Source organism: Mesorhizobium sp. M7A.F.Ca.AU.002.02.1.1 (assembly GCF_003998535.1).
GTDB classification, from domain to species: domain Bacteria; phylum Pseudomonadota; class Alphaproteobacteria; order Rhizobiales; family Rhizobiaceae; genus Mesorhizobium; species Mesorhizobium ciceri.
Map to the genome: position 1 here is coordinate 1 of NZ_RZPB01000103.1, position 12,287 is coordinate 12,287.

The 12,287-nt window shown below is 63.2% G+C and carries 12 protein-coding genes; 5 read left to right on the forward strand and 7 right to left on the reverse strand.

The window, feature by feature from the left end:
- From EN879_RS09355 to EN879_RS09370, 4 genes are all read left to right on the forward strand, one after another.
- The coding region (locus tag EN879_RS09355; protein ID WP_164774356.1) for a winged helix-turn-helix domain-containing protein at positions 1 to 284 on the forward strand (284 nt) is incomplete at its 5' end.
- Between the two features lie 121 nt (positions 285 to 405).
- Positions 406 to 861, forward strand: coding sequence for a Crp/Fnr family transcriptional regulator (locus EN879_RS09360; protein WP_013528897.1), 456 nt, complete (start codon positions 406 to 408; stop codon positions 859 to 861).
- A gap of 214 nt (positions 862 to 1,075) precedes the next feature.
- Complete coding sequence (locus tag EN879_RS09365) at positions 1,076 to 2,158, forward strand: glycosyltransferase family 9 protein (protein ID WP_082826599.1); 1,083 nt, start codon at positions 1,076 to 1,078, stop codon at positions 2,156 to 2,158.
- A gap of 267 nt (positions 2,159 to 2,425) precedes the next feature.
- Positions 2,426 to 3,100 carry a hypothetical protein gene (locus EN879_RS09370; protein ID WP_063169523.1) on the forward strand — a complete coding sequence of 225 codons (675 nt, stop codon included), beginning with the start codon at positions 2,426 to 2,428 and terminating at the stop codon, positions 3,098 to 3,100.
- A 28-nt stretch (positions 3,101 to 3,128) separates the two neighbouring features.
- Here EN879_RS09370 and EN879_RS09375 read toward each other — a convergent pair whose 3' ends face one another.
- The 7 genes from EN879_RS09375 to tesB all read right to left on the reverse strand — a co-directional run bounded on the left by EN879_RS09375 (position 3,129) and on the right by tesB (position 11,271).
- Entirely contained in the window at positions 3,129 to 3,935 is an 807-nt protein-coding gene (locus EN879_RS09375) for an exodeoxyribonuclease III (protein ID WP_063169524.1), read from the reverse strand.
- 172 nt (positions 3,936 to 4,107) lie between these two features.
- Positions 4,108 to 4,791 (reverse strand): outer membrane lipoprotein carrier protein LolA, encoded by a 684-nt coding sequence (locus EN879_RS09380; RefSeq protein WP_024505000.1) that lies wholly within the window; start codon positions 4,789 to 4,791, stop codon positions 4,108 to 4,110.
- Positions 4,792 to 4,936: 145 nt separating this feature from the next.
- Positions 4,937 to 7,612 carry a DNA translocase FtsK gene (locus tag EN879_RS09385; protein WP_063169525.1) on the reverse strand — a complete coding sequence of 892 codons (2,676 nt, stop codon included), beginning with the start codon at positions 7,610 to 7,612 and terminating at the stop codon, positions 4,937 to 4,939.
- A 259-nt stretch (positions 7,613 to 7,871) separates the two neighbouring features.
- Positions 7,872 to 8,147, reverse strand: a complete 276-nt coding sequence (locus EN879_RS09390; RefSeq protein ID WP_063170403.1) for a hypothetical protein — start codon at positions 8,145 to 8,147, stop codon at positions 7,872 to 7,874.
- Positions 8,148 to 8,452: 305 nt separating this feature from the next.
- Positions 8,453 to 9,634, reverse strand: a complete 1,182-nt coding sequence (locus EN879_RS09395) for an ammonium transporter (RefSeq protein ID WP_224619141.1) — start codon at positions 9,632 to 9,634, stop codon at positions 8,453 to 8,455.
- Between the two features lie 205 nt (positions 9,635 to 9,839).
- Positions 9,840 to 10,178 (reverse strand): P-II family nitrogen regulator, encoded by a 339-nt coding sequence (locus EN879_RS09400; protein ID WP_013528889.1) that lies wholly within the window; start codon positions 10,176 to 10,178, stop codon positions 9,840 to 9,842.
- 217 nt (positions 10,179 to 10,395) lie between these two features.
- Positions 10,396 to 11,271 carry an acyl-CoA thioesterase II gene (gene tesB, locus EN879_RS09405; protein WP_013528888.1) on the reverse strand — a complete coding sequence of 292 codons (876 nt, stop codon included), beginning with the start codon at positions 11,269 to 11,271 and terminating at the stop codon, positions 10,396 to 10,398.
- A gap of 96 nt (positions 11,272 to 11,367) precedes the next feature.
- Here tesB and EN879_RS09410 point away from each other — a divergent pair.
- On the forward strand, positions 11,368 to 12,287 hold a 920-nt coding region (locus EN879_RS09410), incomplete at its 3' end, for an FAD-dependent oxidoreductase (protein ID WP_164774357.1).

The window sequence follows — 12,287 nt, forward strand, 5'->3', positions numbered from 1 at the left end:
GGCCCTATACTTTCAAGCCCAGCCAGAAACTGCTGCTCGACCCGCGCGGCGGCAAGGTGCGGCTGACGGAGAAGGAGGCCTCGATCATCAAATATCTCTATCGCGCCGACCAGAAGGTGGTGACGCGCGACGTGCTGCTCGAGGAGGTGTGGGGCTACAATTCCGGCGTCACCACGCACACGCTGGAAACCCATGTCTACCGGCTGCGCCAGAAGATCGAGCGCGATCCTTCCAATGCGGAAATTCTTGTGACAGAAAGCGGCGGCTACAAGCTGGTTCCTTAAACATTTTCATTATCCAATGAGCGGCCGGGCGGGGCCGCTTTCGGGTACGATCCAGTTGGAGGGTGGTTTGGATCGAACTCGCAGAGGAGGAGTCGGACTGTCGGTTCGGGGACATAGCTAGATGGCGCTGGATGACGACATCCGCGTTCTGTCCGCCGTGAGGCTCTTCGAGGGCTTCACGCAGGAACAACTGCGCCTGCTCGCCTTTGGCGCCGAGAACACCAGGCTGATTGCCAACCACAAGCTCTATCGCGAGGACGACGAGGCCGATTCCGCCTATATCGTTGTCAGCGGGCGCATCGTGCTCTACCGGGAGCAGAATGGTGAACGCATCCCGATTGGCACGGCAGACCCCGGCACGATCCTGAGCGAACTGGCATTGATCGCCGACACCAACCGGTTGACCAGCGCCTCGGCCGAGATCGATTCGGAAGTGATGCGCCTCAGCCGCAAGATGTTCCGCCGCATCCTGGAGGAATATCCCGAGATCGCGGTCAAGCTGCACCAGCGCATCTCGGAGGAATTTCAGGCGATGATCCGCCGCATCGAGGAACTGGCGCCGCGCTTCTCCGGCTAAATCTAGCGTACCCACGAAGCTGCTGGCTTCGCAGCCGAAGGGAGAAGTGTTTTCAACGACAGCGATGAACTGGTCGTGGCGCACTGCGGCCGTCCGGACGCCCGGATCCAGCGGCAAGGCTCCGTTGACAGGCAAGAGGTGAAATCCTAAAGCACCTCGAAGGCGGCCGGCGCAGCAGGCGCCATCACCACCAGGCTCCTGGGGGGAGCGAGCCATGCCATCAGGGCGGTACGAGACCATTATCTTGTATTCCCGCAATGACGCGTTCGGCGACGGACTGATCCGGATTCCGGCATTGCGCGCCGCCAGAACGGCATTCCCCGATAGTTTCATCGTCTACGGAACCACCCGGTCGTCATCCCTTGAACATAGCCTCAATCGCCATGCCGGCCATTTGGTCGATGCGATCAATGTGCGGACGCCGCTGGCGCGCCTGATCGCCGGTCACAGCAAGGGCAAGGGGCGATTGGCCGTCGTCGATTTCCGCATCTCGGCGCGTTGGCTGCTTCAGGCCTCGGCATCACTGCTCGGCCGCGGCATTGCCTATGAGGCAAACTTTCCGGCTTTCGCCCTTTCCTGGCGCCTGGGCCAAAGGCCTGAAGCACGACCCGGGCACAATGCCTGGCGCTACCATCGCCTCATCGAACGCCTTGCCGGCAAGCGGCTGCCTTTCGATCATCGGCTGGAGCCTAGCCCGGCCGCACGAGCGGCGGCCAGGAGCCTTGCGGACGGCAAGCATGCTCCCTTGATCATTATCGCGGCGCATGGCAGCGCCAGCAAGCGCATGTCGGCGGATCAGGTTGCCGCAATCGCCGACAGCCTGATCGCCGACGGGGTGAACCTTCTCTATGTGAAAACCCCCGGCGACGGTCCCGATATGGCTGAGCTGGCTCAGCGCGTGCCGAAGCTGCGGCTTGTCGATTCCGCCGCGATCGGAGGTGTCGATATCGGTGACATCTTGCTGGCGCTCGGCGAGTTTGCCGATCTTTACATCGGCGCCGAAGGCGGTACCGCACATCTCATGGCAACGGTGATGACGCCGATGGTTATCCTCAATGGCGGCGCCAACATGGCCCGTTGGAGGCCGCTTTCGAACTGCGTGGACGTGATCGCGACCCGCCATGCCAGCCCGACCGGCCTGGTCGCCGATGTCCCGGCGCCGACAATCATCGAAGCGGCGCAACGGATGCTGGCGACACGCCGCCGCGACCATCCCCATCTACCGGATCTCGCAGGCCTGTCAGCGCAGCAGCCCTGGGGCAACGACATGCGTGAAGACGTGAAGCGCGCCGTTTGAGTTCGAATTTATTTGGACGCGCTTCGAAGCGTGCTGGGATTCAGGTCGGGCATTTGCAGGCCGGCCTCCCCTGAACATCGGCGCCATGGTACAATGGGTTCGGTGGAGCGAAGCGCTGCAACCGTTCGATGCTGACCACCGGCACAATGCAGGCGGAGTTCTCGGCGCGGCAGAACTGGCAGCCATCGTAATGGATTAGGCATAGGTCAGCACTTCTTGATCTTTGATTCCAATGGAGTTCCTCTCAGTCCTCAATGAGAATAGCTAATGCCAGAGAACAGCGCGCCGAACACAAAGCATGGCGGCGAATGGACAATAGCCTGGCGCTTGGTCGTGGTGGCGGCGGCGGCGATTAACGTTGCGATGCTCTTGGCCGCGCTGTCCGTCGCGCAAATTCGTGGTCTGGACGCGTGGATCTTTTATCGAGATCCATCCGCAGCCGCCGGAGTCGGTTTCTATACGGGGTGGATTTCGTCCCTGGGTGCTTCGCTATGGATCGGCTCCGGCGCCGCAACCCTGTTTGCTGGCCTGCTCACGCGCCGATGGGATTGCACGTTTCTCGGCGGCCTTACCCTCCTCTTGGGCCTCGATGACCTGTTGTTGATCCATGAGGACGTGCTGCCCATTGTTGGGATACCGGAGATCGTTCCGATGATTGCCTACGCCGCCGCCGGGTTGTTCTGGTTCTTCCGGCTGCGACGGAAAACATTCGACGGCACGATCATCTTTGTGGCCGCAGGCTTCCTGCTGGCGATGTCAGCATCGATCGACCAGCTCGGAGAGCTGTTTCCTACCCCCGGTTCTGCGGCCGCCATCGCCGAGGACGTCGTCAAAGAGCTTGGCATCTTCCTCTGGGCGGCAGGTGCCGTTGGGTACGCGGCGATGGTGACACGATTGGGCCGCCCGTGGGTGGATCCAGCCGGTCCCAACTCTACAGACTGACTGCCGCACGCGGGCATTTTCGACCAGACTAGTCCAGATCGAACCGCGCGATGACAGGCACATGGTCCGACGGGCGCTCCCAGCCGCGCGCCAGACGCAGGATCTCGTAGCCGGAAAAGCTGGGCACAAGGTTCGGCGACGACCAGACGTGGTCGAGGCGGCGGCCGCGATTGGACAGCTCCCAATCCTGCGCGCGATAGCTCCACCAGGTGTAGAGCTTCTGCTCATCCGGCACGTTGAGCCGCATCAGGTCGGCCCAGTTGCCGGCGCGACGCATCGCCTCGAAATTTTCCGTCTCGACCGGCGTGTGGCTGACCACGTTGAGCAATTGCTTGTGCGACCAGACGTCATGTTCGAGCGGGGCGATGTTGAGGTCGCCGACCAGCACCGAGCCGGACACCTCGTCATGTTCTGCCCGGATGGCATTCATCTCGGCAACGAAATCGAGCTTGTGCTTGAACTTCCTGTTGATGACGGGATCCGGTTCGTCGCCGCCCGCCGGGACGTAGAAATTATGCAGCAGGATCGCCTTGCCGCCGGCCCGCACCGTCACCGAGAGGTGCCGGCTGTCCTCGATTTCGCAAAAGCGTCGCTTTTCGACCAATTCGATCGGCCGCCGCGCCACGGTTGCTACGCCGTGGTAGCCCTTCTGGCCATGGAAGGCGATGTGCTCGTAGCCGAGCTTGCGGAAAGCCTTCTCGGGGAACAGTTCGTCGGGAACCTTGGTTTCCTGCAGGCACAGCACGTCGGGCGCATGCTCGACGAGCAGGCGCTCGACGATCGGCATGCGAAGGCGAACGGAGTTGATGTTCCAGGTGGCGATGGAGAAGGGCATTTGGCAATCCAGGACAGCGTGCAACCGGCCAGAACCGATGGGTCCCGGCGGGGAAGACGCCTTTTGACGGAGTCGGTCCGGGAAATTGCCAGCCGCAAGCCGCAAAGACAAGCCGGGCAACGCTCGACGAGGCGCGGCCCGGTGCTTTCCACAGCTATTGGAGCGTTTGAAGCTAGCGCGCCTTGTTGGTGTTGAGCTCGCGGTTCGCCGTGTAGTCGATGGCGAAAGTATCCGGCGCGAAGCTGACGCCTTCCTTGGTGTTGAAGATCATCACCGTCGTATCCTTGCCCTGCGCGTCGGTGATCGTCCACTGCCGCAAGTCGAAGGTTTTCGGATCGAACATCATGGTGATCTTCGAATTGCCGAACACCGATTTGTCGGCGAGCTGGATGGTTGTGAGGTCGTCCTCCTGCTTGACGCTTTTGACGCGGTCGCCGGAGAGGTCGATCCTGTTGTCGAGCAGCAGCTTCAAGGGTGTCTTCGACAGCGGATAGAGATCGGACGTGTTGAGCCTCTTGTTCAGGATGACCACCGACTGGCCGTCTGAAATCACCCGGAAGTTCGAAGAGCCGTCGTAGTTGAAGCGGATCTTGCCCGGCCGTTCGAGGAAGAACTTGCCGCCGGTCTGCTCGCCCTTGGGGCCGAACTGCACGAATTCGCCGCTCATCGATTTGACCGAGGAAAAGTGGTCGGCGATCTTCTGCGCAGCGGCCGGCACAGCCGCCTGCGCCGAGGCCAGCACCTGGAAGCCGGGCACCGCGTTGAAGGCTGCCGCCCCTGCAAACGCCAGACCGAGGCCCAGCAACTGACGCCGGGATGGAGCAAATGTGCTGAGCGCTGAAAGATCGTTTTTCATGTCGGTCACTCTCGTCTGATTCCTGAGTTGTTCTGTGCTTGGACCCCCAGTTGGGCTGAAATTTGGCGGGTCGGGCGTCCCTTGGTCGCTTCAACGCCTTGAAAGGTTCAAGGTTGCCGGATGTCGCAAGGGTCAGGCTTTCTGGTCAGAACTTGTCCTCTTCGGTCGGCACCAGGATCTCGCGCTTGCCGGCATGGTTGGCCGGGCCGACGATACCTTCCTTCTCCATCTTCTCGATGATCGAGGCAGCGCGGTTATAGCCGATGCCCAGCCGGCGCTGGATATAGCTGGTCGAGGCCTTGCCATCGCGCAGCACCACGGAGACCGCTTGATCGTAAGGATCGTCGGAATCCTCGAAATTGCTGTTGCCGCCACCGCCGCTCGCTCCACCCTTGCCTGACGGCTCGTCGTCATCCTCGCCATCATCCTCGGTGATGGCGTCGAGATACTCCGGCACGCCCTGCAGCTTCAGATGCGCGACGATCTTCTCGACCTCTTCATCGGCGACGAACGGGCCGTGCACGCGCTGGATACGGCCGCCGCCGGCCATGTAGAGCATGTCGCCCATGCCGAGCAGCTGCTCGGCGCCCTGCTCGCCCAGAATGGTGCGGCTGTCGATCTTCGACGTCACCTGGAAGGAGATGCGGGTCGGGAAATTGGCCTTGATGGTGCCGGTGATGACGTCGACCGACGGCCGCTGCGTTGCCATGATGACATGGATGCCGGCGGCGCGCGCCATCTGCGCCAGGCGCTGCACGGCACCTTCGATGTCCTTGCCGGCGACCATCATCAGGTCGGCCATCTCGTCGATGATGACGACGATATAAGGCATCGGCTCGAGATCGAGGTTCTCGGTCTCGTAGATCGCCTCGCCGGTCTGGCGGTCGAAGCCGGTCTGAACGGTGCGCGAGATCTTCTCACCCTTCTTGTCCGCCTGGCTGACACGGGCGTTGAAGCCGTCGATGTTGCGCACGCCGACCTTGGACATTTTGCGGTAGCGGTCCTCCATCTCGCGCACGGTCCATTTCAGCGCCACCACCGCCTTCTTCGGATCGGTGACGACGGGCGTCAGCAGATGCGGGATGCCGTCATAGACCGAGAGTTCCAGCATCTTCGGATCGATCATGATCAGCCGGCAATCCTGCGGCGTCAGCCGGTAGAGCAGCGACAGGATCATGGTGTTGATGGCGACCGACTTGCCCGAGCCGGTGGTGCCGGCGACCAGCACGTGCGGCATCTTGGCGATGTCGACGATGACCGCCTCGCCATTGATGGTCTTGCCCAGCGCCAGTGCCAGCTTGGCCTTCGTCGTCTCGAAGTCGCGGCTGGCCAGGATCTCCCTGAGATAGACGGTTTCGCGCTTGGCGTTCGGCAGTTCGATGCCGATGGCGTTGCGGCCGGGCACCACCGCGACGCGGCAGGCGATGGCGCTCATCGAGCGGGCGATGTCGTCGGACAGGCCGATGACGCGCGACGATTTGATGCCGGGCGCCGGTTCGAGCTCATAGAGCGTGACGACCGGACCCGGACGGACGGCGATGATCTCGCCCTTGACGCCGAAATCCTCCAGCACGCCTTCGAGCAGGCGCGCGTTCTGTTCCAGCGCGTCCTTGGACAGGCTGGCGTCGCGCACCACGTTCTTCGGCTCGGAGAGGAAGTGCAGCGACGGCATTTCGAATTTTTCAGAGCCGATCAGCGATGTCTGCGCCTCGCGCTGCACACGGGCGCCGGGCACGGGGCGCGCCGCCGGCGCCTCGACGCGCGTGGCGGCATCGGAACGGAACGGCTGTACCTTGGCGGTCGGCGCGCCTCGGCGTTGCACGACAGGCTCATCGTCGAAATCGGCATCCTCGCCCGCATTGTCGAAGCGGTCGTCGAAGATATCGGCATCGTCGGGGTCGAGCGAGGCGCTGCGGTCGTTGACCATGGCGGCGAAGAATTCCGGCTCGACGCGGGCGCGGCCATCCTGGCTCATCCGCTGCTCGGCGAACTCGGCCGATTCGACCCGTTCGGCGGCGCGGCGCCAGGCGGTGGAGCGCTGCTCCATCTCCGGCTCGTACTCGTCCCGCTCCTGCCTGCGGCGCACGGCGCGGCGGTGCATCCACGCGCGCAGCGACAGCCACCAATGGGTGATGGCGCCGAGCGCCAGGATGCCCTCGTCGCCTTCGTCCTCGTCATTGTCGAACAAAAGGTCGTCCTCGCGCGGATCGACGGCGGGCTCGTCCTCCATCACGGCAAAGCCGTTCTTGCGTCCGATCAGCGCCGAGCCATGGGCGAAGAGCCACAGTGCGGGCGCCGACAGCAGGATGGCGATGATGCTGGCGATCAGCCCGGTCGGATAGCCGCCGATGACGACACCGGGGATCTTCAGCACCATGTCGCCGAACACGCCGCCGAGGCCGGTGGGCAGCGGCCAGGTCTTGGGCGGCACCACGCAGCCGACCATCGCCGCGGCCAGCAGCGCGAAGCCGAACCAGGACAACCCGCGCTTGGGCAGCCTGTCGACACCGCGCGCGGAAAACAGCAGGAAGCCCCAGATGACCGTCGGAACCAGGGCGGCGACGGCGGCGAGGCCGAAGAACTGCATGGCGAGGTCGGAGAACACGGCACCCGCATAGCCCATGGCGTTGGTGACGGAGTTGTTCGTCGCGTGGGAAAAACTCGGATCGGCGACATTCCAGGTGGCAAGGCTGGCAACGCCAAAGGCGGCCAGCGCGAACAGGCCGACGCCAACCAGCCGCCCGACCTGACGCCGCGCGAACGCCTGGATGCCGTGCCCCGTATCGGCCAGCGCGAGCGGTGCTGAAGCCCCTGAACGCATGCTCTTCCCCGTCTGTCGTGGACTCGCCGGGTGCGTGGCGCACTCCGGCAGATTCGGGTCTCAGACTATCGGTGGGAAGGTTAAGGGCGCATTAACTATAAGAGGTTGAGACGCTCAAACCTCATTACCGCCGGTTGAGCCGTATGAGGCAATGATGGACGACGGACCGATGGAGCTCCATCGAACGAAACAATGGCGGGCTGCCGGCCCGCCATTGGTCGTCTGAACGGAGATCGGGCCTCGGCCCGATCGCGGCAAATCAGTTGGCGCCGCCGAGCGCCTGCACATTGGCGCAGAATTCCGCATGCGGCTTGCTCATCGCCGCATCCTGGCATTCCTTCTTCATCGCTTCCTGCTTTTCCATCGGCATGGCCATGAAAGCTGTCTTGAAGCCCGCCATCGGCTTCATGGTTTTCATGCCGGAATCCGTGAAGAACGGCGCCATGTTGTCGGGCTCGTCCAGAGCACCGGCAAACGCCACGCCGCCGATCATGGAAAGAGCAAGCGCTCCGAGACAGATGTTCTTGAGGTTCATGAGATGGTTTCCTTCCCTGTTGTTTGGCACGAGCGTCAGAACGACGATCGTCCCCACGGTTCGGAACCAGAGCGGTCGTTGTTTCCTCAAAAAACATGATCACGCGAACGTGATTGCGTGAAGCCGGGCATTGCCGGAATGGCTTGCCAAAAAAAGAGGCCCGGATGCGATCCGGGCCTCAATGCGTGAACTCCTTTCGGGAGCGTCACGACGGGATCTTTCAAAGCAATTCCAGGAGAACTGTGCAGCGCTTTCCATTCGGAATTGCGTGGAGATATGGGGCCGGCGGGAGGAGGGTTCCGCCCTTACGGCACCACTTCGCCATGCTGGGAGATGTCGAGGCCTTCGACCTCTTCCTGGGTCGTCGGGCGCAGGCCGACAAGCGCCTTGACGATGTAGAGGAGCACGAAGGTGGCAATGCCGGTCCACACGATGGTGACGGCAACGCCGTAGATCTGCTTGCCGAGCGAAGCACCTGCGCCGAGGCTGTTGATCGCCGGGTCGGCGAGCACGCCGGTGAGCAGAGCGCCGACCACACCGCCGACGCCATGCACGCCGAAGGCGTCGAGCGAGTCGTCATAGCCGAACATGTGCTTGACCTTGACCGCCGAGAGGTAGCAGACGACGCCTGCGACGATGCCGACGATGAAGGCACCGGTCGGGTTGACGAAGCCGGAAGCCGGCGTCACCGCGACCAGGCCGGCAACCGCACCCGAGATGATGCCGAGCACGGAAGGCTTCTTGGCGACGATCCATTCGGCGAACATCCAGGCCAGTGCCGCCGCGGCGGTGGCAACCTGGGTGTTGAGCATGGCAGCGCCGGCAAGACCGTCGGCTGCCAGTTCCGAACCGGCGTTGAAGCCGAACCAGCCAACCCACAGCAGTGAAGCGCCGATCACCGAATAGACCAGGTTATGCGGCGCCATGTTGGTGGTGCCATAGCCTTCGCGCTTGCCGAGAACCAGCGCACAGACCAGACCGGCGACACCGGCGTTGATGTGAACGACCGTACCGCCGGCAAAGTCGAGCACGCCCGCCGATCCGAGGAAGCCGCCACCCCAGACCCAATGCGCGATCGGCACGTAGACGACCAGCAGCCACAACGCCATGAAGATCAGCAGCGCCGAGAACTTCATGCGTTCGGCGAAGGCGCCGGCAATGAGCGCCGGCGTGATGATGGCGAATGTCATCTGGAACATCGAGAACACGAATTCAGGAATGTTGGCGACGCCCGGCAGCCACAGCGAGGCCGTGGTGATGCCGTGATGGAAGAACTTCGAGGTGCCGCCGATATAGCTGTTCACGCCGCCGCCGTCCGAGAAGGCCAGCGAATAGCCGAACATGAACCACAGCACCGTCACCAGGCAGGTGATGGCGAAGCTCTGCATGACGGTGGCGAGCACGTTCTTCTTGCGCACCATGCCGCCGTAGAACAGCGCCAGGCCCGGAATGGTCATCATCAGCACCAGCGCCGTCGAGGTCAGCATCCAGGCGGTGTTGCCGGTGTCGAGCACCGGGGTCGGGGCAGCAGCCGGCGCGGCCGCGGCTGCGGCCGGTGCCGCTTCCTGTGCGAAGGCGGCAACCGTGCCCAATGCTGCGAGAGTAAGCGAACCCAAAAGGGCAGCTCGTCCCGTCGTCTTCAAGGTGGAAGGAATATTCATTGAACTCTCCATTGGAATACGTGATCGCCGCTCAGAGCGCGTCGGTGTCTGTTTCGCCGGTGCGGATGCGCACCGCCTGATCGATGCCGAAAACGAAGATCTTGCCGTCGCCGATCTGGCCGGTCTTGGCGGCTGCGGTGATGGCTTCGACGGCCTTGTCGACCATGTCGGCACTGACCGCGACTTCGATCTTGATCTTCGGCAGGAAGCTGACCGCGTATTCCGCCCCGCGATAGATCTCCGTATGCCCTTTCTGACGCCCGTAGCCTTTGACTTCGGTGACGGTCAGGCCCTGGATGCCGACGGCGGTGAGCGCTTCGCGTACCTCGTCGAGCTTGAACGGCTTGATGATTGCCATCACGATTTTCATAAGGTTTCACCCTTTGCTGTTGCGGTCCCCCGCGTTTGTACACCTTCACCGATCCCAAAGAGCCGGAGAGTGCCCACAAGGATTCAAGCTCCGTGCCAAGTGCGGAAGCAGGGTGTTAACCCACTGTAAACAAAGAGATTAGGGAGTGCGCCGACGCAACCTGCCCACAGCTGCGGCGATACGCCTGCTTAAAAATTGGGCAAATTTCGAAAAATGCCTACTCTGCAGGCGATCGCTTGAGCCGGATCAGCCCTTCCTGCGCAACCGAGGCAATCAGCGTACCGTCGCGGGCAAACAGCGAGCCGCGTGTAAAGCCGCGCGAGCCCTGCGTCGACGGGCTGTCCTGCGTGTAGAGCATCCAGTCGTCGAGCGCATGGCTGCGGTGGAACCACATGGCGTGGTCGAGGCTCGCCGCCTGGATATCGCGATCGAAAATGGCGCGGCCATGCGCGAAGGTCGATGTGTCGAGCAGCGTCATGTCGGAGAGATAGGCGAGCACCGCTGCCTGGATGGCGCGGTCCGCCGGCACCGGACCGGTGGTGCGGATCCAGATGTTCTGCTTTGGCTCCAGCTTTTCGCGGCTGGTGTAATGCTTCAGCATCACCGGCTTCATCTCGATCGGCCGGTCGCGCTCCCAGTAGCGTTTGATCCCATCGGGCACCGCCTCGCCGAATTTGCCCAGCAATTCGCGTTGCGACAGCAATGTGTCCGGCCCCGGAACGTCCTGCGGCATCGGCACCTGGTGCTCCAGGCCGACCTCATCCTGCTGGAACGAGGCTTCGAGCGAAAAGATCGCCTGGCCGTGCTGGACCGCCACCACGCGCCGCGTGGTGAAGGAGCCGCCGTCGCGAATGCGGTCGACCTCGTAGACGATCGGCACCTTGGTGTCGCCGGGCCGCATGAAATAGCCGTGCAGCGAATGCACGTACCGATCGGGATCCACTGTCCGCTGCGCCGCCACCAGCGCCTGGGCGATGGTCTGGCCGCCGAACACGCGCTGCCAGTCGAGCAGCGGGCTGCGACCACGATACAGATTGTGTTCCAGCTTCTCGAGGTCGAGAATGCCGAGAAGCTCGTCCATGGCTGCCGTCATATTTCGCGCCCTCGCCGCAGAAGTGTTATGGCGGTTTCCGACAGGACGGACAGGCAGTCAAGGGCGCAAGACCCGGCCGGCGCAGGAGCGAAGATGATGGAACGCAAGGCGGACACGAAAAACAGATCCGGGCTCGATGTCCTGGTCGCCGGCGCCGGCTATGTCGGCCTGGCCGCCGCCGTATCGCTGAAACAGGCGCGACCGGGCCTCGCCATCGCTCTCGTCGATGCGGCACCTGCTGGCGCCTGGCAAAGGGATGGCCGCGCCTCGGCCATTGCCGCTGCCGCCTGCCGCATGCTCGACCAGCTCGGCGTGTGGGCCGAGATCGCACCCCAGGCGCAGGCGATCACTGAGATGATCATCACCGATTCGCGCACCGCCGATCCGGTGCGTCCGGTCTTCCTGACCTTCGGCGGCGAAGTGGCGCCGGGCGAGCCCTTTGCGCATATGGTCGCCAACAAGGTGCTGAACGGCGCCTTGCGGGCCAGCGCCGAAAGGCTCGGCATCGATATCATCGAAGGCGTCGCGGTGCAGGGCTTCGAGACCAACGGCAGTGGCATCACCGTGCATCTCGCCGACGGCGCAGCGCTGAAGGCGCGGCTGCTGGTCGCCGCCGACGGCGTCAACTCGAAGCTGCGCGACATGGCCGGCATCAAGACGGTGAAGTGGGAATATGGCCAGTCCGGCATCGTCTGCACGGTAGCGCATGAACGCCCGCACAATGGTCGCGCCGAAGAGCATTTCCTGCCGGCCGGGCCTTTCGCCACATTGCCGCTCAAACCCGGTGAGGACGGCACCAACCGCTCGTCGATCGTCTGGGTCGAGCGTACGCCCGATGCCGAGAAGCTGGTGGCCGGTGACGATCTCCTGTTCGAACACGAACTCGAGCAGCGTTTTGGCCTGAAGCTTGGCGAGATCCGCGTTACTGATGCGCCGCGCGCCTGGCCGCTCGGCTTGACCATTGCGCGTGCTTTCGTCGCGCCCCGCATCGCACTCGCCGGCGATGCCGCCCACGG

Coding starts and splice junctions, on each gene's coding strand:
- EN879_RS09385 (WP_063169525.1), bottom strand. CDS start 7,612: ATGCGTTCAGGGGCTTCAGCACCGCTCGCGCTGGCCGATACGGGGCAC.
- EN879_RS09365 (WP_082826599.1), top strand. CDS start 1,076: ATGCCATCAGGGCGGTACGAGACCATTATCTTGTATTCCCGCAATGAC.
- EN879_RS09390 (WP_063170403.1), bottom strand. CDS start 8,147: ATGAACCTCAAGAACATCTGTCTCGGAGCGCTTGCTCTTTCCATGATC.
- EN879_RS09380 (WP_024505000.1), bottom strand. CDS start 4,791: ATGAAAAACGATCTTTCAGCGCTCAGCACATTTGCTCCATCCCGGCGT.
- EN879_RS09360 (WP_013528897.1), top strand. CDS start 406: ATGGCGCTGGATGACGACATCCGCGTTCTGTCCGCCGTGAGGCTCTTC.
- EN879_RS09400 (WP_013528889.1), bottom strand. CDS start 10,178: ATGAAAATCGTGATGGCAATCATCAAGCCGTTCAAGCTCGACGAGGTA.
- EN879_RS09370 (WP_063169523.1), top strand. CDS start 2,426: ATGCCAGAGAACAGCGCGCCGAACACAAAGCATGGCGGCGAATGGACA.
- EN879_RS09395 (WP_224619141.1), bottom strand. CDS start 9,634: ATGCTGACCTCGACGGCGCTGGTGCTGATGATGACCATTCCGGGCCTG.
- tesB (WP_013528888.1), bottom strand. CDS start 11,271: ATGACGGCAGCCATGGACGAGCTTCTCGGCATTCTCGACCTCGAGAAG.
- EN879_RS09375 (WP_063169524.1), bottom strand. CDS start 3,935: ATGCCCTTCTCCATCGCCACCTGGAACATCAACTCCGTTCGCCTTCGC.